This is a genomic window from Ensifer sp. GW821-FHT05G01, from assembly GCF_059419585.1.
In genome coordinates this window covers 40,579-64,246 of record NZ_JBWKSC010000003.1, presented here as the reverse complement: position 1 = coordinate 64,246, position 23,668 = coordinate 40,579, and the positions used below count along the sequence as shown (strand labels likewise).

The window sequence follows — 23,668 nt, the reverse complement described above, 5'->3', positions numbered from 1 at the left end:
CGCGCCGTCGTGGCGCGCCCCGCTGTTCGCAGGCTTATTCCGCTGCTTCCGCGTAGCTTTCCAGCGGCGGGCAGGTGCAGACCAGATTGCGGTCGCCGAAGACGTTGTCGACGCGATTGACCGGAGACCAGTACTTGTCGACCCGGAAGGCGCCCGGCGGGTAGCAGGCCTGTTCGCGCGAATAGGGACGATCCCATTCGCCGACCAGGTCCTCGACCGTGTGCGGTGCATTCTTCAGCGGGTTGTTGACCTTGTCCATCCGGCCTTCCTCGATGGCGCGGGCTTCCTCGCGGATTGCCAGCATCGCATCGCAGAAACGATCGATTTCGGCCTTGGTTTCCGATTCGGTCGGCTCGATCATCAGGGTGCCGGCAACCGGCCAGCTCATGGTCGGAGCGTGGAAGCCGCAGTCGATCAGGCGCTTGGCAACGTCGTCAACAGTCACGCCGGCGCTTTCGACCAGTGGACGGGTGTCGATGATGCACTCATGCGCCACACGGCCCTTGGACGACTTGTAGAGCACCTCATAGGCGCCCTTCAGCCGGGCAGCGATGTAGTTGGCGTTGAGGATCGCCACCTTCGTCGCCTGGGTCAGGCCTTCGCCGCCCATCATCAGGCAATAGCTCCAGGAGATCGGCAGGATCGAAGCCGAGCCGAAGGGAGCCGCCGAAACCGCACCGTCATTGCCGTCCGTTTCCGGGTGACCGGGCAGGTAGGGCGCCAGATGCGCCTTGACGCCGATCGGGCCCATGCCGGGACCGCCGCCGCCGTGCGGGATGCAGAAGGTCTTATGCAGGTTCAGGTGGCTGACGTCGGAGCCGATGTCGCCAGGGCGGGCAAGACCGACCATGGCGTTCATGTTGGCGCCGTCCAGGTAAACCTGGCCACCATGCTTGTGCACGATCTCGCAGACCTCGCGAACGTTCTCCTCGAACACGCCGTGCGTCGAGGGGTAGGTGATCATGCAGCACGAGAGGTTTTCCGCGTACTGCTCGGCTTTCGCACGGAAATCGTCCATGTCGATGTCGCCGTTTTCGCTCACCTTGATGACGACAACCTTCATGCCAGCCATCTGGGCGGAGGCCGGATTGGTGCCGTGCGCCGAGGTCGGGATCAGGCAGACGTCGCGGTGATCGTTACCCTGCGCCAGATGGTAGGCGCGGATCGTAAGGAGACCGGCATATTCGCCTTGCGCGCCGGAGTTCGGCTGCATGGAAATCGCATCATAGCCGGTGACGGCGCAGAGCTTTTCCGACAGATCTTCGATCATGTGCTGGTAGCCGGCTGCCTGATCCTTGGGAACGAAAGGATGGATTTCGGCAAATTCCGGCCAGGTGATCGGAAGCATCTCGGCCGTGGCGTTGAGCTTCATCGTGCAGGAACCGAGCGGGATCATCGCCCGGTCGAGCGCGAGGTCGCGGTCGGAAAGACGGCGGATGTACCGCGTCATTTCGCTCTCGGCGCGGTTCATGTGGAAGATCGGATGCGTCAGGTACTCGCTGGTGCGCAGGAGCGGCTGCGGCAGACGGTAGCCGGGCTCGAACTCTTCCACCTTGAAGTCGCCGCCAAAGGCGCGCCAGACGGCTTCGAGCGTGACGGGGCGCGAGCGCTCGTCGAGGCTGATGCCGATCTTGGTCTCGCCGATCTTGCGCAGGTTCACTTCCTCGGCGACGGCAGTCTTGAGGATGATGCCCTGCAGCTTGCCGACATCGACGGTGATCGTGTCGAAGAACACGTCCGGCTCGACGGTGTAGCCGAGCTTTTCGAGGCCCATGGCGAGACGAACGGTCTTCTGGTGAACGCTCTGGGCGATCGCCTTGATGCCCTTCGGTCCATGGAAGACAGCATACATCGAGGCCATGACAGCCAGAAGCACCTGCGCGGTGCAGATGTTCGACGTCGCCTTTTCGCGGCGGATATGCTGTTCGCGGGTCTGAAGCGACAGGCGATAGGCGCGGTTGCCGCGGGCATCGACGGAGACGCCGACGAGGCGGCCCGGCATCGAGCGCTTGTGCGCGTCCTTGACGGCCATGTAGGCGGCGTGCGGACCGCCATAACCGACCGGAACGCCGAAGCGCTGGGTGCAACCGATGGCGATATCGGCGCCCATTTCGCCCGGCGACTTCAGGAGCGCCAGTGCCAGCGGGTCGGCAGCGACCGTTGCGATAGCACCGGTCTGGTGCAGGCGCGCGATCAGGCCGGTGAAGTCGTTCACCTGGCCGTAGGTTCCCGGATACTGGAAGATGGCGCCGAAGACGTCGACCGGATCGAGATCGGTGAAGGGATTGCCGATGATGATCTGCCAGCCGAGCGGCTCGGCACGGGTCTTCAGAAGCGCGATCGTCTGCGGATGGCAATTCTCGTCGACGAAGAAGGCCTTCGCCTTGGACTTCGAGACGCGTTCGGCCATGGCCATCGCTTCGGCGGCAGCCGTCGCTTCGTCGAGCAGCGAGGCGTTGGCGACGTCGAGGCCCGTGAGGTCGCAGACCATGGTCTGGTAGTTGAGCAGCGCTTCCAGGCGGCCCTGGCTGATTTCCGGCTGATAGGGCGTGTAGGCCGTGTACCAGGCCGGATTTTCCAGGATGTTGCGCTGGATGACCGGCGGCGTGATCGTGCCGTAGTAGCCCTGGCCGATCAGCGACACGAGCTTCTGGTTGCGGTTGGCCGTTTCGCGCATCTTGTCGAGCGCTTCGCGCTCGGTCATCGGCGCGCCCCAGGCGAGCGGAGTCTTCTGACGGATCGACGGCGGCACGGTGTCGTCGATGAGCGCGTCGAGCGACGGATAACCGACGACCTTCAGCATCTCATCCATTTCCGCCGGCGACGGGCCGATATGACGCCGGTTGGCGAAGTCATACGGCTTGTAGTCGGTAAAGGTGAAGTCCTTGGGCATGCTCATCAGGCGACGAGCTCCTTGTAGGCCGCTTCGTCGAGAAGGGCGTCGGCTGCGTTCGGATCGGCGAGTTTCAGCTTGAAGAACCAGGCAGCGCCCTGCGGGTCGCTGTTGACCAGCGACGGGTCGTCGACGATCGCCTGGTTGACTTCGACGATTTCGCCATCAAGTGGACAATAGACGTCGGATGCTGCCTTGACGGATTCGACGGTCGCGGCCGTGTCGCCCTTTGCGAAGGTGGAGCCGGTTTCCGGCAGTTCCACAAAGACGAGATCGCCGAGCTGGCCGGCCGCGTGTTCGGTGATTCCAACCGTTGCTACGCCTGCTTCGACCTTCAGCCACTCGTGTTCGTCGGTGAACTTCAACATTTGCGCTCTCTCCTGATCAGCGTTTGTAGGTTTGTTTGACAAAGGGCAGGGCGGTGACGACGACAGGCAGATACTTGCCGCGCACCTCCGCATAGACGGTCGCGCCGTTGTCGGTATGGGTGGCGTCGACGTAGCCCATGGCAATAGGGCCATCGACGGTGGGGCCGAAGCCGCCTGAAGTCACCTTGCCGACGAGCGTCTTGCCCTCGGTGTCGGCAAACAGATTGGCACCACCGCGCACGGGCGCCCGGCCCTCGGGCTTCAGGCCAACGCGGCGGCGTGACGCGCCTTGAGCGAACTGGCCAAGAATGCGATCGGCGCCGGGAAAGCCGCCCTCGCGAGCGCCACCGGCGCGGCGCGCCTTCTGCATCGCCCACTCGATCGCGCCTTCGACCGGCGTCGTGGTGGTGTCGATATCGTTGCCGTAGAGACAAAGGCCGGCTTCCAGACGCAGCGAATCGCGCGCGCCAAGGCCGATCGGCTTGACATCAGGGTGTTCGAGCAGACGCTGGGTCACATCGGCGGCCGAGATCGAGGGAATCGAAATTTCAAACCCGTCTTCGCCGGTGTAGCCGGAACGCGAGATGATGCAGGTCACGTCATGCAGATCGGCTTCGGCGACATCCATGAAGCGCATGGCCGAGACATCGGCCCACAATTCACCAAGGACCGCCTCTGCGTGGGGACCCTGCAGCGCAATCAGCGCCCGGTCATCGAGCATCGTGACTTCGCAGCTGTCGGAGAGACCTTTCTTCAGGTGCTCGAAATCCGCATCCTTGCAGGCGGCGTTGACGACGAGGAAGAGGTGGTCGCCCCGGTTGGCGATCATCAGATCGTCCAGAATGCCGCCTTCGGTATTGGTGAAGATCGCATAGCGCTGACGGCCTTCGCCAAGGCCGAGCACGTCGACCGGCACCAGCTTTTCCAGCGCCAGAGCCGCGTCCTCGATCTTGCCGGACTTCGGCCGGACGATGACCTGGCCCATGTGCGAGACGTCGAAAAGGCCTGCCGCAGTGCGCGTATGCAGGTGCTCCTTCATCACGCCATCAGGGTATTGAACCGGCATCTCGTAGCCGGCAAAGGGCACCATGCGGGCACCCAGCGAAAGGTGCAGCGCACGCAACGGCGTATGTTTCAAATGGGAAATGTCTTCCAACTCCGGCCTCCAGGTCTGGCGCGCACGCGCGCCGGCTCACACTTCCGGCGTCAGACGCCGTCAAATTCGAGCCCCCTCTGTCCCTTTGCCTGAGATTGTTATCCCTTCGGCGAGCGTCAAAAACGCTTCTCTCCAGAGTCCTACCGGCACCTTGCTGGTCCTTTGGCCTGAGAGTTTCCGGGGCGGTTGCTCCTTCGGCACCGGAACGAACCGGTTTCTCCCAACAAGATCGCCTCCAAATAACGGCGAACCTGTGAACTTGGCAAGGGGGCGGTGTCGCGGTCAAACACATTTTTGTCGCAGCGATTTTCCGGCGCGACAAACGGGTGCGTCAATTCTGCCTTTGCATTCTCCTCTGCTTGAGGATAACTCAGGATCGATACCGGGGACGACAATGACTAGGTGTAAGGGACATTTGCCGATTGCTGTGCGCATTGTCGCCGCTTTCGCGCTTGTGTTCCTGTCCTTCGCCCATAAGCCGGCGATGGCGAAAAGCCTGCCGCCCGGTGAGATTGCAGCTTACCAGCTCCCCGATGGAACCATCGCCGAAATCTGCTTCGGAACGGATGGCGTCGACCACGATAGCGGCAAGTCGCAATCCATGGCGCCAGTCTGCGAAGCTTGCCGGCTCGCAGGCGCGGCCCTCCTGCCGACGCCGCCACAGCAAAGCGAACGCGCCGAGACCGGCAATTGGCTCGCCGGCTCGAAGCAGGCGCACGACGATGTCGCCATCAAGCAGGTCCGCCTCCTGCCGCCGCCGCGCGGACCTCCTCAACAGTCGTAACGCTTCCAAACGCATTCAATTCAATGCGCCGCGTTGGCGGCATCGACCACGGCAGGACCGGGCTCCCACCGGCCCGTGGTCAGGAGATTACGACATGAACACGACCAGACTGACTGTGCTTACCCTCGGCCTCGCGCTCACGACCGCCGGCATCGCTCACGCCCACGCGACGTTTGAAAGCGACACCGCCCAAGCCGAAAAGAGCTTCAAGGCGGTGCTGCAAGTCCCGCATGGCTGCGACGGCAAGGCAACGACAGAAGTGCAGGTGAAGCTGCCCGAAGGCTTCGTCTTCGCCAAGCCACAGCCGAAGCCCGGCTGGGAGCTGGAAATCATCAAGGGCGACTACAAGAAGACCTATGACAATCACGGTGACAAGGTTTCGTCCGGCCCGGTCGAGATCCGCTGGAAGGGTGGCAATCTGCCAGACGAATTCTACGACACCTTCGTCGTCAAGGGTAAGGTCTCGGGCTTTGACAAGGAAACGGTGCTTGCTTTCCCGACCGTGCAGTTGTGCGGCACGGACGGCAAGGTGGTCTGGGACCAGGTTGCGGCTGAGGGGCAGAGTGCACACGATCTGAAGAGCCCAGCTCCTACAGTGACGGTGAAGTTGGCCACCGGTGGCGACGAGCACGCCGGCCATATGGCCGCTGACGGGCCAATCAAGCTGGGCGACCTCGAAATTTCAGGCGGCGCAGCCAAGGCGATGCTGCCCGGCGCCAAGGTCGGCGGTGGCTTCCTGACGATCAAGAACGGTGGCGGTGCCGATGATCGCCTCGTGGCAGTCGAAAGCCCGGTCGCGGGCCGTGTCGAAATCCATGAAATGGCGATGGAAAACGACGTGATGAAGATGCGCAAGCTCGATGACGGCGTCGTCATCCCCGCTGGCGAAACGGTCGAACTCAAGGCTGGCGGCCTGCATCTGATGTTCATGCAGGTGTCGAAGCCGTTTGCCGAAGGCGAAACGGTGCCGGTGACGCTGGTCTTCGAGAAGGCCGGCACGGTCGATGCCAAGCTTGCCGTGGGAACGGCGGGCGGTGGTGCTGCCGCAACCGGCGGTCACTCGCACCACTGAACGACCCGACAAGACGAACTGCGTTGCCTCAGGCGGCGGCGCCGCTCTCATCGTCATCGCCGGCAGGGTCCTCCTGCCGGCTTTCGCTTTCGTGGTCTTGCGACGCGTCGTCGTCCTCGCGCATGTATTCGAGATAACGACGCAAGGTTTCGGCCTCGGTCTGCTGAGGCAGACGGCCATCGGCGCTCATCAGCATCAACGATAGCGGAAGCGCACCCTTCATCTTCGGGACGGAAGCAGGCGTGATCGCCGGCTCACTGGAACGGCGAGGCGAAAGCAAGGTGATCGCCTCGTCCGCCGGGCCATCGCCGGACACGCGCGCCTTCGGCTTGACGGCTTCAGCCGCATAGGCCGCTGTAGTCGCGGATACCGTAACGACCTGTACCAAGGTCTTCACCTGCCTTCGTTGTTGTCAATCCTTTCCGTTTTGCGCGATTTCACTTGAAGCCCGGTGAAAACTGGTAGCCGCCTTTTAGTCAAATCCTAACGATTGCCGGAAATGGCAGCGCCATATGTGGCCAGGCGACTGGTGATCGTGACCGCACACGATGCCAATGCGGATTTTAATCCGGAGATAGTGGCAATACAGAAGGCGGCGGACGCCGGCATGGCCGCAAAGGTGAAGGGACACCGATGTCCGTTGCGAACAAGACCGTTTGCGCCGGATGCGTCGCAGTTTGTCGAACGGATGCAGGCCATGGGCGCCATGATGCGCAACGACTACGACTGCTCGAGTTCGCCAACACCCTGCTTCTGGCGAAAGCTTTGGAATTGCCGCAATTCCGGTGGTCGCAGTCGATTATTCGTCGTCCACGCGAGACAGGATAAGCCTCTGAACATCAGGATCCTGACTGCGGATCGCCGTCATCAAAGCGCGCAATCGGCCGCGCAGGCCGTGGATCTGATCGAGAAGTTGCATGGCGACGTCGACGCCGTCGTTGTTGACCCCCATAGGGCCGGTCAGGTCCTGGATCAGGCGGGCGCGGGCAAGATCATCCTCTTCGAAGATCCAGCCGCTGTCTTCCCGGCGCGGCACCAGCCAACGCTGTTCGACCCAGACTTGGAGCACCGTGACCTCGATTTCGAGGTGTTCGCAAAACTCGCTATCGTTCATGCGTTGCCTCCCAGGTTCTTGCGGGGATCCTCTGCCTTGCCGGCTGCCCATCCTTCAACGAAGGCAGCGAGCGACGGATCGGCATGCGGCGCAAGCGTGATCTTCAGCGTCACATAGGCATCGCCGTGGCCGCCAGCCGGCTTGCGCATGCCCTTGCCCTTCAGCCGCAAGACCTTGCCGGTATTGGAGTGCGGCGGGATGGTGACATTGACAGCCCCATCCATCGTTGGAACGCGGATCTTGCCGCCAAGCACCGCTTCGCTGAGCGAAATCGGGATATCGTAGCGGACATCCTCACCGTCCACCTGGAACAGCGGATGCGGCCGCACACGGATGTCGATCAGCGCGTCGCCGGCGGCGGCGCCGTTGTGGCCAGGCTCGCCCTTGCCACGCAGGCGCAGCGTCTGCCCATCGCGCGTGCCCGGCGGGATCGTCAGATCAAGGGCCGGCCCGCCACCCGGCAGGCTGATCTGCTTCTTGGCGCCATTGACCGCCTCAAGCAGATCGATCTCCATGGAAAAATGTAAATCCTGCCCGCGCATGGATTGCTGACCCCGACCACGACGAGAAAAGAAGCTGGAGAAGATATCGTCCTTGTCGCCGAAATCCTGAAATCCGTGGGCGCTTTCATAACGCCCGGCGGTGCCGCCGGCGCCGGCATAGTCGCGGTAGAAGTTGCGCGGCGCCGTCTCCGCGCCGGTCTCGTCGATCTCGCCGCGATCGAACTTGCCGCGCTTCTCCTCGTCGCTCAAAAGCGCATAGGCAGCCGATACCGCCTTGAAACGCTCCTCCGCTCCCTTGTCTCCGGGATTGAGATCAGGATGAAGTTTCTTGGCGAGCTTGCGGTAGGCGCTCTGAATGTCTTTCTGCGTGGCGTCCCGGCTGACACCAAGGGTTTCGTATGGATTGCTCGGCATGCGGACTCCTTCAGACTGAAGCGATCGGCAGCGGATCAGGGTGGGGCCATACAGCTCACATGTCCCAATCCATTTGGGTAGTCGGTCGCTTGAGGACAAGCATAGGGCAGCCGCGCCGAAACGACAGGCCGAAAGCGAACGGCGACCGGTTTGTGCTCTCATTTCGCGCGTGGACGGTTTCTGCTACAATCCCGATTTCGGAACCATTCGAAAAAGTCAGCGTTCTCGCTCGGTGGTTTTAAACGGAGGCCGACATGTCCGTACGCCTGCAGCTTGCCATCATGGTTGGGCTGATGATCAATGCGGTGCTCTTCGGCATCGGTGTTGTAATCGTTCTCTCCATCCCGGCGCTGGCCGACAACGCCAAATACGCTCTGCCTGTCGTGGTCGTCACGTGTTTCATCCTGACGCCCTTCATCGCCTGGCTGATGGCGCCACGCCTCAGGCTGCGCTACTGGCGAGAGCGGGAGCAATCGGGCAAGCATCTGTCGACGTGAGATTTCGTCTCGGTCTCTCCGGGGGCTGGCTTAACTCTAACGGCCAGAGACAGCGTATCGTTTGTATCGTGCGCCTTCAGCAAGAGCTGTGACACCGAGCCGCGCCCAAAAATGTGCCATTGCAGTACGCGCAGGCGTTGAAAGCATCACAGACAGGCACAAATTAGCTTTTAACAATCAACGCCCTTGATAGATACTCCATGGAGTATCATAGAATTGCTGGGTCAAATCGTCATGCGTCGCTTCGGCGGTAGCGCACGGCCGAATGTCAAACGACGCTGAAGGAGCAAAAGCCTATGAAAACCGCGATGTTGCTACTCGTTCTCACCACCCTGTCTGCCTGTGCGCAAACCACGGGTAGTCTGGGTGTGGGTTATGTGGGCGGCGACGGCGACTATTACCAGGGCATCGTCGCACCGAAGTAATCCGGCGAAGCAGACGGAAATGCCATAGAAATGGGCATTTCGCCAAAACGGCTTCGGTTGCACGGGTACGATCTCCCACGCTCCGATCAACCGAACCGGTGATGCCGGCGGCAGTCGTTGAAGAACAAAGCACCCGCATGGGACACGAGCGGGGGCTTTGGCAACCGGGAATGCCGATGGTTGGTCCGGCCCAAGAGAACGGCTGATGGCGTTAGAAGCTACGCCAGCGCGCGGACCTTCGGCTCACGATCCCAATACCGCGTCGCTGCGGCCTCGACAAAACTCGTGCCCACCAATCCAACAATGCCAGCATCCGGCGCCACGCCCGCCTTATCCAGCAGAGGCTTCGATGTTTCGCTTGAGCCTATTGCCTTCAAGTGGCCAAATGCATCCATAACCCATTGAACTGCAGCTGCCTGCTTGGCGAGATCGATGGCAGAAGCATTCGAGAGGACGAGGGCAACAGCGTCGAAGAGCTGCGACGGGGATCCAGCCAATTGCCCGTCCGCCTTCATGATGTTCTCATCGGAGAGCCTGGCTCCACCTATCCTCGGTGAAACAAGGAAGGCAGTGCCTCCCGCTTTCTCGACCGCCGCCACAATCTCCTTCAACTCTGCTGCATCGGTGCCATCAGCGATCAGGATTCCGACTTTACGGCCGGTGAGGAGAGCCTTCATGTTCGCATGGATACTCAGCGCCGGTGACGGCTCCATGGCGAAAGGTTCCCGCGCTGTGGGGCTCTTGTCCGGCAGCACCAGACCGAGACCATCGGCCACACGCCTGCCCAGATCCTCGTCGACATTGCGCAGGTTGGCGAGCATGCGTGGAGGAACTTGCGCAAGTTGGACCTTGGACAACTCAAAAACGAATGACGAGGCGATATGGGCCTGCTCGGTCGGCTGTTGCGATATCCAGAACAATCGGGCCTGGCTGTAATGATCGGCAAAAAGCTCACCGCGTGCGCGTAACTTGCCCCCCTGTTCGTGCAGGTCGGCTCGGCCTTCCGATGTGCTGAACCCCGTCCTCGGGCACTCGCGCGGGCCACCAGCTTCGCCGTGCTCGGCAAGACTGTTGGGCTCATAGTTCGCGCGCCCCTTCGGGACGTTCATCTGCATCTGTCCGTCGCGCTGAAAATTCATTACGGGACATTTGGGCGCATTGATCGGGATCTGATGAAAATTCGCCGTTCCAAGCCTGGATTTCTGCGTGTCGAGATAACTGAACAAGCGACCCTGCAGGAGAGGATCGTTGGAAAAATCCACCCCCGGCACGATGTTGGCTGGGCAGAAAGCGACCTGCTCGGTCTCTGCGAAGAAGTTGTCGGGGTTTCGGTCCAGAACCATGCGACCGACAATCCGGATCGGGATCAGCTCTTCTGGAATGAGCTTTGTCGCATCGAGCACGTCATAGGGCTGAGCGTCGGCAAATTCCTGGTCGAACAGCTGCAACCCGAGTTCCCATTCGGGAAAGTTGCCGGTCGCAATGGCTTCCCAAAGGTCGCGGCGATGATAGTCGTTGTCAGCAGCCTGCAGCTTCAGGGCCTCATCCCACACGGTCGATTGAATGCCGAGCTTCGGCTTCCAGTGGAACTTGACGAAAGTCGATTTGCCTTCGGCGCTGACCAGACGGAAGGTATGGATTCCGAAACCTTCCATCATGCGCAATGAGCGCGGAATGGTACGGTCGGACATAGCCCACATCAGCATGTGGGTCGTTTCCGGCATCAGGGACGCCCAGTCCCAAAAGGTGTCGTGAGCGCTGCCGGCTTGAGGGAAGGCGCGGTCGGATTCCATTTTGACGGCATGAACAAGATCGGGAAACTTGACAGCGTCCTGGATGAAAAAGACGGGGATGTTGTTACCGACCAGATCCCAATTGCCTTCCCGGGTGTAGAACTTCACCGCAAAGCCGCGAACATCTCTTGGCGTGTCGACCGACCCTGCGCCGCCAGCCACCGTCGAAAAGCGGGCAAACAGCGGTGTTTTCTCGCCCGCCCGCTGAAATAGGTCAGCTTTGGTTATATCGGCGAGGGATTCGAAAAGCTCGAAATACCCGTGAGCACCGGATCCTCGGGCATGAACGATGCGCTCGGGAATGCGCTCGTGGTCAAAATGAAAGATCTTCTCCCGCAGAACGAAGTCCTCCAGAAGCGTCGGGCCACGGTCTCCCGACCGAAGGCTGTTCTGGTTATCGCTGATGCGGATGCCTTGATTTGTCGTCAGATGGGCCGCATCCGCCGTATCCCCGTTGTGTTCGGAGACCTGCTGATGTGTTTCTCCGCCTTCGCCCTTGCGAGTTTCAAAGGTATTCTTTGCCATGAGGTTTCATCCTTGCTTGCGCGTAATGTCTCGCCGCGGCCCGCAACAGCCAAGTTTAGAATTCGGCTTGTGCGGCGAGATCGCCGACCCATCTCAAGCATCGCTGATGTGAAAATCCGGCGTACACGTTATTGGTTAGAGCGTGCCGCCGAATTCTGCATCGAAAGCTGCGACCGGCATGAGCACCGAAGCTCCATCTGCTGTTGTCGAGAACACGAAGACGCAACCCACCGGCGGACGGATAGTTCCCCGACGTCTGAAATAAACGCTTTCAAGGTTCCGGATAGAAAGCTGCCAGGTGTTCTCCTGGTATTCTAATGTCAGCTGGCAATATTTTGTGCAGTGCAGCAACCAATCCGTGGTGAATGCGTTGGGAGGTGTCAGCGCCGTTTTGGCCGTTGCACCATGAGGGATGCCTGAAATGAGAAATCTGCAGGACACCATTGCCCGCCTTGCCGCGCTCAAAGCTGCCTACGGTGAGGCGAACGGGCATACCACCCGTGACCGACTGAAGGATATGACCATAGCGGGCGCCAACCCTGGGGCGCTCAAAGCCCGGATGTTCGTTCCACAAAACCTTGCCGCGGGTGCTCCATTGGTGGTCGTCCTGCACGGCTGCACTCAGAGCGCCGCCGCCTACGACGAAGGATCCGGCTGGTCGAATCTGGCCGATCGATACGATTTTGCGCTTCTTTTCCCAGAACAGCAGCGCGCCAACAATGCCAACCTCTGCTTCAACTGGTTTGAACCTGGCGATGCGCGACGCGACGCCGGTGAAGCCCGCTCGATCCACGAGATGATCGAGACCATGGTTTCGACCTACAATTTGGACCGGAGCCGCATCTTCATTGTCGGCCTTTCGGCCGGCGGTGCGATGTCATCGGTGATGCTGGCGAGCTACCCCGAGGTTTTCGCGGGCGGAGCGATCATCGCAGGATTGCCCTTTGGCACGGCAACATCCATTCCGGAAGCGTTCGACCGTATGCGGGGGCATGGTGGTCCCGGCGAAACCCAGCTGCAGACGCTGATTCGCAGGGCATCGCCCCACAAGGGACGCTGGCCGACGATATCGGTCTGGCACGGCACCGCCGATGGCACGGTCGACGTGTCGAACATGGAGGCGATCGTTCGGCAATGGACGGGGCTTCACGGTGTCAAGACGACCGATTTCACCGACGAGCCTGAAAAAGGTTACCTGCGCCGGGTCTGGCGCGATGCCGATGGACGACAGGTCATCGAAACCTATGCCATCCAAGGGATGGGCCACGGCACGCCGTTGGCGACAGCCGGTCCGGATGGTTACGGCAAGGTGGGCCCCTATATGCTGGAAACCGGCATTTCGTCCACGTTACAGATTGCCAGCTTCTGGGGGCTTGTGACCCTTGCTGCTGATCATCGGCCAAACGATGAGAAGGACGCGAAGTCGGAGGGTTTCGTCCATACGGGTGACATCCTTATGCCGGGCACGCTCGTCAGCGAGAATGAGGAGGAGCGGGCGAGACGGCGTCAGACCGGAGCGGGGAAGGTACACACCTCCGGCGTCCAGAAGATCATCGAAGACGCTTTGCGCGCCGCGGGGCTGATGAAATAGACCCGCTACGGCGTCCGGGCGACAACTCAGATCCGGGCGCCGCCGGCAGCAAATCGTATGGCGTCAATCAACTGTCTGGCATGGCCGAGCCGGCTCTTCAGTCCCACTGGCGGGAGCCAGCACGATCCAATCGCCAACCGTTAGCGCCATGTCTGCGTCGCGAGACGGATGCCATCTGCATGCGGGTGTCGAAGCTAAAACCGTTTCTTCAGGAAGTAACGCGGTATTGCACCGGGCCCGCCTTCCAACTGACCGAAAACCTCAAAGCCCAGCTTCTCGTAAAAGGGCCGCGCCTGAAACTCGAACGTATCGAGCCAAAGGCCGATGTAACCGCGGTCCCGCGCGACCTTCTCTGCCTCTTCGATCAACCGTTGTCCCAGGCCCTGGCCGCGCAGATCTTCCGGTATCGCGAGATAGCGGATGAAGGCCCAGCCATAGCCATCCGTCGCATAGAGCCCGCCGATAGCCGCTTTCGTTTCGGGGTCGCGGATGAGGACCGCAAAGCCCGGCTGGTCGACCATACCGCTATGCGCATCGTTATAGGCATCGAGCGTCGCGACGATCGCACGCAGATCGTCCTTGCTTGGATCTTCAAGAATGATGTCGATGATGGGGTCTGTCATTTGGGATCGAACCAGACAAGCGGGGTGAATGGGTAAGGCTGCGGATGCACCATGGCATGGCGGTGGTCGGCAGGTGTCTCAATCGCTGTGACAGATACATGATCTGTGCCCGCTGAAAAGGGTGTCACCCAAAAGCCTCAGGCTCCTTACACGGTTGCGATATGCCTTCGCGCAGGACGATCGGTGACTTGGTGTTGAGCCAATCATCGTAACTCAGATGGCGCGTTTCATAGCCAGGTTTAGCGACGCACCACCGCCAAGCGAATACGTCGTAGCCATGTATGACCAGTGCCTCGACGCGCCATTCACTCTCGCTGGGAAAGCGGGCGTTACCTGACGTGTCGGTCTCTTTCATCTCGGCAGGTCCGCGGCGATGGTGGGGATAAACAACAGTCCAGAGATGCACATTTGCGCCGGCGATCGGCACCCCGTTGGCGTCTTGCACAGAGACATCCGCCGCAGGCTTCAGCTGCTTGTAAATTGGGTATGCGCAGCCAGCTGGCAAGACAAGCAGCAGCAATGGCAATAGGCGCGTCACATGCATTTTAACGGCCTATCCTGTTCCTGTCCGAAATAGCAGACCCAATCCATTACGTCGCGTCTGGGGCAATCAGGTTAGACGCCCGACGAAACGCGAAAGGCGCCCAAGCAAAAGGGCGCCTTTCGTTTCTAGTCTTGCACTGCACTCACGCAAATTCAAGCTATGAGTGTAGCAATGATCAGCTGCAGCCGCTGGTCGCGCCGCAGGTGTCGCACTTCTCGCAGGTGCCGTTGCGCACCATGGTGAAGTTCTGGCACTCGGAGCACATATTGCCGGTGTAGCCCTGCATGATCGAGCGGGCGCGGCGTTCGGCTTCGAGCTTCTTGGCATCCGACTTCGCCGATGCCGCTTCGGCCGCGGCCTTGTCGGAGAAAAGGGCCGTCACTTCCGTGACCATCTCGGTCGTTTCCTCGGCGATCTCTTCGGCAAGTTCCGCCGCACGCTCCTCATAGTCGCGCTTGAAGGCGACGATTTCGGAGGTTGCGATCGACGTCGTCTGCTCGATCTTGCGGACCGTGTTGCCGGCGATCGAAGTGACCGTTGCACCGGATGAAGCGCGGGCAGGGGCTGACGTCGCCGATCCCTTCGGCTCCCCGGCGCGGTCGGCCGTGCCGCCGACGATCGTCGGCTTGTAGCCACGGGTCCAGCCGGTGGAGATCAGGTTGGTCTTGCCTTCCTGGATACCCTTGCCAAGCGCCGTGTTGCTGAAGTCGGACGTGTCGACATGGGCCAGATCATGACGGCCGAGGTAGGACACGGCCAGTTCACGGAAGACGTAGTCGAGGATCGACGTCGCGTTCTTGATCGCGTCATTGCCCTGGACCATGCCGGCCGGTTCGAACTTGGTGAAGGTGAAGGCCTCCACATATTCTTCCAGCGGCACGCCGTATTGCAGGCCGAGCGAGATTGCGATGGCGAAGTTGTTCATCATCGCACGGAAGGCGGCGCCTTCCTTGTGCATGTCGATGAAAATCTCACCGAGACGGCCATCGCCGAATTCGCCGGTGCGCAGGTAGACCTTGTGGCCGCCGACAACGGCCTTCTGGGTGTAGCCCTGACGACGGTTCGGCAGCTTTTCGCGGGCGCGGATCACCTTCTCGATGACGCGCTCGACGATCTTTTCCGTGATGGTCACGGCCTGGGCTGCGGCCGGTGCCTGGATCAGATCCTCCAGCGCATCCTCATCGTTCTCGTCTTCGATCAGCGAGGCGTTCAGCGGCTGCGAGAGCTTCGAACCATCGCGATAAAGGGCGTTGGCCTTCAGCGCCAACTTCCAGGAAAGCATGTAGGCGTTCTTGCAATCCTCGACGGTCGCCTCGTTCGGCATGTTGATCGTCTTGGAGATGGCGCCCGAGATGAACGGCTGGGCGGCCGCCATCATGCGGATGTGGCTTTCGACCGAGAGGTAGCGCTTGCCGATCTTGCCGCATGGGTTGGCGCAATCAAAGACCGGCAGGTGTTCGTTCTTGAGGAACGGCGCACCTTCGAGCGTCATCGCACCGCAGACGTGGATGTTGGCCGCTTCGATGTCCTTCTTCGAGAAGCCCATGTGCTCGAGCAGGTTGAAGTCCATCTGCGCGAGCTGCTCGTCGGAAACCTTCAGAGCGCTCTTCAGGAAGTCAGCACCCAGCGTCCACTGGTTGAAGACGAACTTGATATCGAAGGCCGACTTCAGGGCAGCGTTGACGGCCTCGACCTTCTCGTCGGTGAAGCCCTTGGCCTTCAGCGTCGAGGGGTTGATGGCAGGCGCCTGGTTGAGGTTGCCATGGCCGACGGCATAGGCTTCCATCTCGGCAAGCTGGCTTTCGGAGTAGCCAAGCGAGCGCAGGGCTTCCGGAACGGCGCGGTTGATGATCTTGAAGTAGCCGCCGCCGGCGAGCTTCTTGAACTTGACCAGCGCGAAATCAGGCTCGATGCCGGTCGTGTCGCAGTCCATGACAAGGCCGATCGTGCCGGTCGGCGCGATGACGGTCGACTGGGCGTTGCGGTAGCCGTGCTGCTCGCCGAGTTCCAGCGCCTTGTCCCAAGCACTCATGGCGTGGATGACGAGGTCCTGGTCGGGATTTTCGCCGTGGATGAGCGCGACCGGGTTGACCGAGAGGCCCTCATAGCCCGTCGTCTCGCCGTAAGCGGCGCGGCGATGGTTGCGGATGACGCGCAGCATGTTGTCGCGGTTCGGGGCAAAGCCCGGGAACGGGCCAAGCTTGGCGGCCATTTCAGCCGAGGTGGCATAGGAAACGCCGGTCATGATCGCCGTCAGCGCGCCGGCAATGGCGCGGCCTTCGGTCGAGTCATAGGGGATGCCCGACGACATCAGGAGGCCGCCGATATTGGCATAGCCAAGGCCGAGCGTGCGGTATTCGTAGGAGAGTTCCGCGATCTCGCGGGACGGGAACTGCGCCATCATCACCGAGACTTCGAGAACGACCGTCCACAGCCGCACGGCGTGTTCGTAATCGGCAATGTTGATGCGCTTCGTCGCCGCATCCTTGAACATCATCAGGTTCAGCGAAGCGAGGTTGCAGGCGGTGTCGTCGAGGAACATATACTCCGAGCACGGGTTCGACGCGCGGATCGGGCCGGCGGCGGGGCTGGTGTGCCAGTCGTTCATCGTCGTGTTGAAGTGCAGACCCGGATCGGCCGACGCCCAGGCGGCGTAGGAGATCGATTCCCAGAGATCGCGCGCCTTCAGCGTCTTCATCACGCGGCCGTCCTTGCGGGCGGTCAGGTGCCAGTCGCCATCGGCTTCCACGGCGCGCAGGAAGTCGTCCTTGATCGAGACAGAGTTGTTGGAGTTCTGGCCCGAAACCGTGAGGTAGGCTTCCGAATCCCAGTCGGTATCGTAGGTCTTGAACTCGAGGTCCTTGTAGCCCTGCTTGGCAAACTGGATGACGCGCTGGACATAGTTTTCAGGAACCAGCGACTGCTTGGCAGCGCGGATCTCGCGCTTCAGCGCCGGGTTCTGCTTCGGGTCGTAGCAGGCGTCGTCGGTGCCGTCACAGTTGACGCAGGCCTTCATGATCGCCTTCAGATGCTTGGCGACGACCTTCGAGCCGGTGACGAGCGCTGCAACCTTCTGCTCTTCCTTGACCTTCCAGTTGATGTATTCCTCGATATCCGGGTGATCGATATCGACGACGACCATCTTGGCGGCGCGACGGGTGGTGCCACCCGACTTGATGGCGCCGGCTGCGCGGTCGCCGATCTTCAGGAACGACATCAGGCCCGAAGACTTGCCGCCGCCCGAAAGCTTTTCGCCTTCGCTGCGCAGGTGCGAGAAGTTGGAGCCGGTGCCGGAACCATACTTGAACAGGCGCGCTTCACGCACCCACAGATCCATGATGCCGCCCTCGTTAACGAGGTCGTCGGCAACCGACTGGATGAAGCAGGCGTGCGGCTGCGGGTGCTCGTAGGCGGACTTGGACTTGGTCAGCTTGCCGGTGAAGGGGTCGACATAGAAGTGGCCCTGGCCGGGGCCATCGATGCCATAGGCCCAATGCAGGCCGGTGTTGAACCATTGCGGCGAGTTAGGCGCAACGCGCTGGGTGGCGAGCATGTAGGCAAGTTCGTCACGGAAGGCGGAGGCGTCTTCTTCGCTGGCGAAATAGCCGCCCTTCCAGCCCCAATAGGCCCAGGTTCCGGCCAGGCGATCGAAAACCTGGCGGGCATCGGTTTCGGAACCGTACTGTTCGTCCTTCGGCAGCGCCTTCAGCGCTTCCGTGTCGGGAACCGAGCGCCAGAGGAAGGAGGGGACATCGTTCTCCTCGACGCGCTTCAGCTTCGCTGGCACGCCAGCCTTGCGGAAATACTTCTGGGCGAGAATATCGGCGGCAACCTGGCTGAACTGCGCCGGCACATCGATATCTGCGAGACGGAAGACGATCGAGCCGTCGGGATTCTTGATTTCACTCGTAGCTTTGCGGAACTCTATCTCCGCATAGGCGGATTGCCCGGCCTTGGTGAAACGACGTTCGATCAGCATTGTCCCGTGTCCTTCGTGTTGCCATGCGCCCGCCACAGGCGCAATTGTCCCCGCCCAGCCGCGGAGCCATTCCGCAGCCAGCCTCAGCTTCCGTCCTTGAAGGGAAACCCAGATTTGGGTGACCCTGTATCTTGTGAGATAGGCTGGCTGCAAGCACTAAATATAGTATTAACAGCTTCCTGATGCCAGCCAAATGTTGCTCAAGCGGGCCCGAAATGACGCACAGAATTCCTCGCTGCGGCTCAAGCGGGGAACCCGCGTTTGCCGCATGTCAGAACCGACGATTTCGAGAAATGAACCGGGCTCAAAACATTCCGGTCCGCCGCCGTCGCAACGTGAAATCCATTAACCGTGAATCGTCCTAGGGCGTCAAGGGGTGGTTTGTGACGGAAGTTTGAGCGCTAGATGTTGTGTGGATCGACTGTGGAAAACGGGGAAAGCGGCCAATGCCTTGAAAATCAGGCACTTCGACAGTTTGCCTGCGACGCTGCCGCAGCGGCAGGCGAAAAATCAAAATTTTGAAGGGTAAAAAAGCATATAAATGGTACCCCCAGGGGCAGTCGCGGTTGCACAAGCGGCGGCGATGTGACGGGCAGCGCAAATTGATTCGTTTGCCGATATGGAGGCGCCCATATAGCGCCTTGTCGGGGAGGCGCGGGGCTGTCCCCGCACCTGAAACGATGGCCCAAACAGCGTGGCAAGCCTTGACTCCACTTGCCGTGAATCGCGTCTTGCGGTCGGGCGCAAGGCTACCGCCAAACCGCGCCGCACTTCTTGTGCGGCACGCTTTAGTCGACGCGCTTCTGCAACTCGCGCGCACCGTTCGGTGCGTTCACCTTGCCTTCGGTGATGAAGAAGGCAAAGACATCACGCGGCTCCTTCTTCGCCTTGCGAGCGGGCGCGCTCTTGGCAAGTCCCTCCGGCTCTCCCCCGGCGGCAAACGTCCTGGCGCGATCCGCCCAGAGGTCGAGTTGTTCCGGGGCGTAGCAGGTCTTGATATCGTCGCTACCCTTTTGCAGGCGCAGATAGACGAAATCGGCGGTAACATCGGCGATCATCGGATAGTCAGCGTGTTCTGCCAACACGACGGCAACCTTGTATTTTTCAAGCAGTTCCACGAAGTCAGGCGCCTGGAACGTCGGGTTGCGCACCTCGACGACGTGACGAAGCGGCAGGCCGTCCTGCTTTTCCGGCAGGAGCTTGAGGAAGCCTTCAAAATCCTCCGGCTCGAACTTCTTGGTCGGTGCGAACTGCCACAGGATCGGCCCGAGATGGGGGCCGAGCTCCGTCAGCCCCTGCGTCAGGAATTTCTGCATGGATTCACCGGCTTCGGCCAAAACCTTGCGGTTGGTGACGAAGCGGCTGGCCTTCAGCGAGAAGACAAAATCCTCCGGCACTTCGGAAGCCCACCGGGCGAAGGTCTCGGGCTTCTGCGACGAATAATAGGTGCCGTTGACCTCGATCGCCCGCAGTTCCTTGCCCGCAAATTCGAGCTGACGCTTCTTCGACAGGGTCTCGGGATAGAACGAGCCCTCCCAGGGCTCAAACGTCCAACCGCCGATACCAACGCGGATCTTTCCGGATTTCGTCATGCCATCCCTCCTCATTGCTTCAAAAATTGTACGATTGTCGCGCTGAAAACCGAAGAAAACGGACTAAATGTCCTGCGCGACCGGAGAAATGCGGTGCTGCAACTCAGCCGTTCGCAAGATCAAACCGTCAACCTTATCCATCAATGGTTGCTACAAAGATGGCAAGCATGACGCCGGTAAGAGCACTGTCGCGCTCACGTCCAATGCGTTTTCCTTCTGAGAAGATTACCGTTCCAGTAACCCTGTCAGTTGTCGCAAATAATTGATGGTGCCCCATGGTGTTTGGATGGCACCGTTCCGAAAGTAAGTTGTAGTGTTGAAGTACACCGGGAAAAGCTTGATCCAGAGCCTCAATCGAAGTCAGAACGTTTGTCGATTTAAGTTTCGCCTCCTCCCGAACCATTTCCGTATCACGCGTAGCGAATATCTTTGCCATTATGATAGCATCGATTTCTTCCAAATCTTCGCGTCCAAGATGTCGCTCGATTCTCGTTGCAACGTCCTGAAGTACAGCAACAGTTTCAATAAATGCGCGCGCGGTAAGTATTCCCACAATTGTGTCATCAGCATCGCATGCTCGAATTGTTCCCGTTCCCAGTGCAACAATCCGGTACAATATCGCTTGCTGATACACAGCAATCTTCCACGCCAGCTTCGAACGGAGGAACGGGCCTTCAACTTCAATTTTTGACAATCTCCGACCGGACAGCCGCGAAAGAGCGAGTTTCACCTCACCGAACAGCTGACGATCAGAAATCTCCGCCCCATCAGAACCGCCGGAACTAATCATACCGGCTCACTCAGCCGCCTCGACCTTTTTCATCGGCCGACGCTCCAGGAGCTCCTTCAGGAACTGGCCGGTGTAGGAGCGCGGCTCCTTGACCACCTCTTCCGGTGTTCCCTTGGCAATGACCTCTCCGCCGCCGTCGCCGCCTTCCGGACCGAAATCGATGACCCAGTCGGCGGTCTTGATGACTTCGAGATTGTGCTCGATGACCACGACCGAATTGCCCTGGTTGACGAGTTCATGCAGAACTTCAAGAAGCTTCGCTACGTCATGGAAATGCAAGCCTGTCGTCGGCTCGTCAAGGATATAAAGCGTGCGTCCCGTCGAGCGCTTCGACAGCTCCTTGGCGAGTTTGACGCGTTGGGCTTCACCGCCCGAGAGCGTGTTTGCCTGCTGGCCGACCTTGATGTAGCCGAGGCCCACCTGGTTCAGGGTTATCAGCTTGTCGCGAACAGCCGGAACGGCGGCGAAGAACTCGACGCCTTCCTCGACGGTCATGTCGAGCACGTCGGCGATCGACTTGCCCTTGAAGTGCACGTCGAGCGTTTCGCGGTTGTAGCGCTTGCCGTGGCAGACGTCGCAGGTGACGTAGACATCCGGCAGGAAGTGCATCTCGATCTTGATGACGCCGTCGCCCTGGCAGGCTTCGCAGCGCCCGCCCTTGACGTTGAACGAGAAGCGACCGGGCTGGTAACCGCGGGCCTTTGCTTCCGGCAGTCCGGCGAACCAGTCGCGGATCGGAGTGAAGGCACCTGTGTAGGTCGCCGGGTTCGAGCGCGGCGTGCGTCCGATCGGCGACTGGTCGATGTCGATCACCTTGTCGATATGCTCGAAACCGTCGATACGGTCGTGTTCAGCCGGGTTTTCACGCGCGCCCATGATGCGGCGGGCAGCAGCCTTATAGAGCGTTTCGATCAGGAAGGTGGACTTGCCGCCACCGGAAACACCCGTCACCGCCGTGAAGATGCCGAGCGGGATCGACGCCGTGACGTTCTTCAGGTTGTTGGCGCGGGCGCCGACGACGGTGATTTCCTTCTTCTTCTTCGGCTTGCGGCGCTCGCTCGGAACGGCAACCGACAGTTCGCCGGAGAGATACTTGCCGGTCAGCGACTTCGGATTGGACATGACGTCGGCGGGCGAGCCTTGCGCGATCACTTCGCCGCCATGGATGCCGGCGGCCGGGCCGATGTCGACGACATAGTCGGCCGTCAGGATGGCGTCCTCGTCGTGTTCGACCACGATCACCGTGTTGCCGATATCACGCAGATGGCGCAGCGTCTCCAGCAGGCGGGCGTTGTCGCGCTGATGCAGGCCGATCGATGGTTCGTCGAGCACGTAGAGCACGCCCGTCAGACCGGAACCGATCTGCGACGCCAGCCGGATGCGCTGGCTTTCACCGCCCGACAGCGTACCGGAGTTGCGCGACAGGCTCAGATATTCGAGACCGACATCGTTGAGGAAGCGCAGGCGGTCGCGGATCTCCTTGAGGATGCGAACTGCGATCTCGTTCTGCTTGGTGTTGAGGTGCGAAGGCAGCACCTCGAACCAGTCACGGGCGACGCGGATCGACATCTCGGTGATCTGGCCGATATGCAGCGTGTCGATCTTGACGGCGAGCGCTTCCGGCTTCAGGCGGAAGCCGGCGCAGGCCGGGCAGGGTGCTGCCGACATATAGCGCTCGATCTCCTCGCGCGCCCAGGCACTGTCGGTTTCCTTCCAGCGGCGCTCGAGGTTGGGCACGATGCCCTCGAAATTCTTGGTGGTGTTGTAGGAGCGCGCACCGTCTTCATAATGAAAGATGATCTTTTCTTCCGTGCCATGCAGAATAGCCTTCTGCGCATCGGCGGACAGCTCGTTCCAGCGGTTGCCGAGCTTGAAGCCGAAAACCTTGCCGAGCGCTTCCAGCGTCTGGTTGTAATAAGGCGACGACGACTTGGCCCAGGGAGCGATGGCACCGTCGCGCAGCGTCCGGTGCTCCTCCGGCACGATCAGCGCCGTGTCGATCTTCTGCTGGCTGCCGAGACCGTCGCAGGTCGGGCAGGCGCCGAAGGGATTGTTGAACGAGAACAGCCGCGGCTCGATCTCGGAAATGGTGAAACCTGAGACCGGGCAGGCGAATTTTTCCGAAAACAGCACGCGCTCGTGCGTTTCGTTCAGCGACTTGTTGGCCGAGCCCCCCGCAGCGGTTTCTTCCGGCGGCAACGGCTTGTCGGCGAATTCGGCAACCGCGAGACCGTCGGCGAGCGTCAGGCAGGTCTCCAGGCTGTCGGCCAGGCGCGAAGCCAGGTCGGGTCGCACGACGACGCGATCGACGACGACGTCGATATCATGTTTGTACTTCTTGTCGAGGGCGGGAACCTCGGCGATCTCGTAGAAGGTGCCGTCGACCTTGACGCGCTGAAAGCCCTTCTTCATCAGCTCGGCGAGTTCCTTCTTGTACTCGCCCTTGCGGCCGCGCACGAGCGGCGCGAGGATATAAAGGCGGGTGCCTTCACCGAAGGCGAGAACCCGATCGACCATCTGGCTGACAGTCTGGCTTTCGATCGGAAGCCCGGTCGCCGGCGAATAGGGCACGCCGACACGCGCGAACAGCAGACGCATGTAGTCGTAGATCTCGGTGACCGTGCCGACCGTCGAGCGCGGGTTGCGCGAGGTCGTCTTCTGTTCGATCGAAATCGCCGGCGACAGGCCGTCGATCTGGTCGACGTCCGGCTTCTGCATCATCTCGAGGAACTGGCGCGCATAGGCCGAGAGGCTCTCGACGTAGCGACGCTGGCCTTCGGCATAAATGGTATCGAAGGCGAGCGACGACTTGCCGGAGCCGGAAAGCCCCGTCATCACGATCAGCTTGTTGCGCGGCAGATCGAGATCGATGCCCTTGAGATTGTGCTCGCGCGCGCCACGAATGGAGATGGTCTTGAGTTCGCTCATCGGAAGCCAGCTTTTGCATGTCTGTTGAAAGCCCCCTATGTAATGACGCTAACGCCCATGTCGAGGCGCAATCGGCA

Annotated in this window: 18 protein-coding genes and 1 riboswitch; of the genes, 5 read left to right on the top strand and 13 right to left on the bottom strand. The window is 60.6% G+C overall.

Annotated elements, in window-relative coordinates; translation table 11 throughout:
- Nucleotides 1-34 precede the first annotated feature (34 nt).
- Genes gcvP through gcvT form a run of 3 tightly spaced genes read right to left on the bottom strand, consistent with a single transcriptional unit; the run spans nucleotide 35 to nucleotide 4,417 of the window.
- Nucleotides 35-2,899 (bottom strand): aminomethyl-transferring glycine dehydrogenase, encoded by a 2,865-nt coding sequence (gene gcvP, locus AC07UR_RS09065; protein WP_209791846.1) that lies wholly within the window; start codon nucleotides 2,897-2,899, stop codon nucleotides 35-37.
- Nucleotides 2,899-3,261, bottom strand: coding sequence for a glycine cleavage system protein GcvH (gene gcvH / locus AC07UR_RS09060; protein WP_025427112.1), 363 nt, complete (start codon nucleotides 3,259-3,261; stop codon nucleotides 2,899-2,901). Before gcvH ends, gcvP begins: the two co-directional genes overlap by 1 nt.
- A 16-nt stretch (nucleotides 3,262-3,277) precedes the next feature.
- Nucleotides 3,278-4,417, bottom strand: coding sequence for a glycine cleavage system aminomethyltransferase GcvT (gene gcvT, locus AC07UR_RS09055; protein ID WP_209791844.1), 1,140 nt, complete (start codon nucleotides 4,415-4,417; stop codon nucleotides 3,278-3,280).
- 145 nt (nucleotides 4,418-4,562) lie between these two features.
- Nucleotides 4,563-4,650, bottom strand: a riboswitch (glycine riboswitch).
- A 161-nt stretch (nucleotides 4,651-4,811) separates the two neighbouring features.
- On the opposite strand from gcvT, the gene AC07UR_RS09050 reads away from it, so the two are divergent.
- Together AC07UR_RS09050 and AC07UR_RS09045 are read left to right on the top strand one after the other, a co-directional pair.
- Nucleotides 4,812-5,201, top strand: coding sequence for a hypothetical protein (locus tag AC07UR_RS09050; protein WP_209791841.1), 390 nt, complete (start codon nucleotides 4,812-4,814; stop codon nucleotides 5,199-5,201).
- 94 nt (nucleotides 5,202-5,295) lie between these two features.
- A complete protein-coding gene (locus AC07UR_RS09045) occupies nucleotides 5,296-6,273 on the top strand; it encodes a DUF1775 domain-containing protein (protein WP_209791839.1) in 978 nt (325 codons plus the stop codon).
- Nucleotides 6,274-6,301: 28 nt separating this feature from the next.
- On the opposite strand, the gene AC07UR_RS09040 is transcribed toward AC07UR_RS09045, so the two are convergent.
- The 3 genes from AC07UR_RS09040 to AC07UR_RS09030 all read right to left on the bottom strand — a co-directional run bounded on the left by AC07UR_RS09040 (nucleotide 6,302) and on the right by AC07UR_RS09030 (nucleotide 8,304).
- Complete coding sequence (locus AC07UR_RS09040) at nucleotides 6,302-6,661, bottom strand: hypothetical protein (protein ID WP_173420020.1); 360 nt, start codon at nucleotides 6,659-6,661, stop codon at nucleotides 6,302-6,304.
- A 411-nt stretch (nucleotides 6,662-7,072) separates the two neighbouring features.
- On the bottom strand, nucleotides 7,073-7,387 hold the full coding sequence (locus AC07UR_RS09035) for a chaperone modulator CbpM (RefSeq protein WP_173420019.1): 315 nt from the start codon (nucleotides 7,385-7,387) through the stop codon (nucleotides 7,073-7,075).
- A complete protein-coding gene (locus AC07UR_RS09030; RefSeq protein ID WP_209791838.1) occupies nucleotides 7,384-8,304 on the bottom strand; it encodes a DnaJ C-terminal domain-containing protein in 921 nt (306 codons plus the stop codon). The genes AC07UR_RS09035 and AC07UR_RS09030 overlap by 4 nt, the downstream gene beginning before the upstream one ends.
- 254 nt (nucleotides 8,305-8,558) lie before the next feature.
- On the opposite strand from AC07UR_RS09030, the gene AC07UR_RS09025 reads away from it, so the two are divergent.
- Together AC07UR_RS09025 and AC07UR_RS09020 are read left to right on the top strand one after the other, a co-directional pair.
- A complete protein-coding gene (locus AC07UR_RS09025) occupies nucleotides 8,559-8,801 on the top strand; it encodes a hypothetical protein (RefSeq protein ID WP_173420017.1) in 243 nt (80 codons plus the stop codon).
- A 296-nt stretch (nucleotides 8,802-9,097) separates the two neighbouring features.
- Nucleotides 9,098-9,226: a hypothetical protein gene (locus AC07UR_RS09020; protein WP_268833758.1), complete on the top strand. Its 129-nt coding sequence runs from the start codon at nucleotides 9,098-9,100 to the stop codon at nucleotides 9,224-9,226.
- 218 nt (nucleotides 9,227-9,444) lie between these two features.
- On the opposite strand, the gene AC07UR_RS09015 is transcribed toward AC07UR_RS09020, so the two are convergent.
- Nucleotides 9,445-11,544: a catalase gene (locus AC07UR_RS09015; protein ID WP_209791836.1), complete on the bottom strand. Its 2,100-nt coding sequence runs from the start codon at nucleotides 11,542-11,544 to the stop codon at nucleotides 9,445-9,447.
- A 421-nt stretch (nucleotides 11,545-11,965) separates the two neighbouring features.
- Between AC07UR_RS09015 and AC07UR_RS09010 the strand changes: the two genes are divergently transcribed.
- The gene (locus AC07UR_RS09010; protein WP_209791834.1) at nucleotides 11,966-13,135 is read left to right on the top strand and encodes an extracellular catalytic domain type 1 short-chain-length polyhydroxyalkanoate depolymerase; all 1,170 of its coding nucleotides are present in this window, start codon (nucleotides 11,966-11,968) and stop codon (nucleotides 13,133-13,135) included.
- Nucleotides 13,136-13,329: 194 nt separating this feature from the next.
- Here AC07UR_RS09010 and AC07UR_RS09005 read toward each other — a convergent pair whose 3' ends face one another.
- The 6 genes from AC07UR_RS09005 to uvrA all read right to left on the bottom strand — a co-directional run bounded on the left by AC07UR_RS09005 (nucleotide 13,330) and on the right by uvrA (nucleotide 23,591).
- Nucleotides 13,330-13,758 (bottom strand): GNAT family N-acetyltransferase, encoded by a 429-nt coding sequence (locus AC07UR_RS09005; RefSeq protein ID WP_209791833.1) that lies wholly within the window; start codon nucleotides 13,756-13,758, stop codon nucleotides 13,330-13,332.
- Between the two features lie 124 nt (nucleotides 13,759-13,882).
- A complete protein-coding gene (locus tag AC07UR_RS09000) occupies nucleotides 13,883-14,302 on the bottom strand; it encodes a carboxypeptidase-like regulatory domain-containing protein (RefSeq protein ID WP_209791832.1) in 420 nt (139 codons plus the stop codon).
- 175 nt (nucleotides 14,303-14,477) lie between these two features.
- Nucleotides 14,478-18,281, bottom strand: a complete 3,804-nt coding sequence (locus AC07UR_RS08995) for a vitamin B12-dependent ribonucleotide reductase (RefSeq protein ID WP_209791831.1) — start codon at nucleotides 18,279-18,281, stop codon at nucleotides 14,478-14,480.
- Nucleotides 18,282-19,069: 788 nt separating this feature from the next.
- The gene (locus tag AC07UR_RS08990; RefSeq protein WP_209791830.1) at nucleotides 19,070-19,873 is read right to left on the bottom strand and encodes a DUF72 domain-containing protein; all 804 of its coding nucleotides are present in this window, start codon (nucleotides 19,871-19,873) and stop codon (nucleotides 19,070-19,072) included.
- A gap of 133 nt (nucleotides 19,874-20,006) precedes the next feature.
- Nucleotides 20,007-20,663 carry a hypothetical protein gene (locus tag AC07UR_RS08985; RefSeq protein WP_209791829.1) on the bottom strand — a complete coding sequence of 219 codons (657 nt, stop codon included), beginning with the start codon at nucleotides 20,661-20,663 and terminating at the stop codon, nucleotides 20,007-20,009.
- Between the two features lie 6 nt (nucleotides 20,664-20,669).
- Entirely contained in the window at nucleotides 20,670-23,591 is a 2,922-nt protein-coding gene (gene uvrA, locus AC07UR_RS08980; RefSeq protein WP_209791828.1) for an excinuclease ABC subunit UvrA, read from the bottom strand.
- Nucleotides 23,592-23,668: the final 77 nt, after the last annotated feature.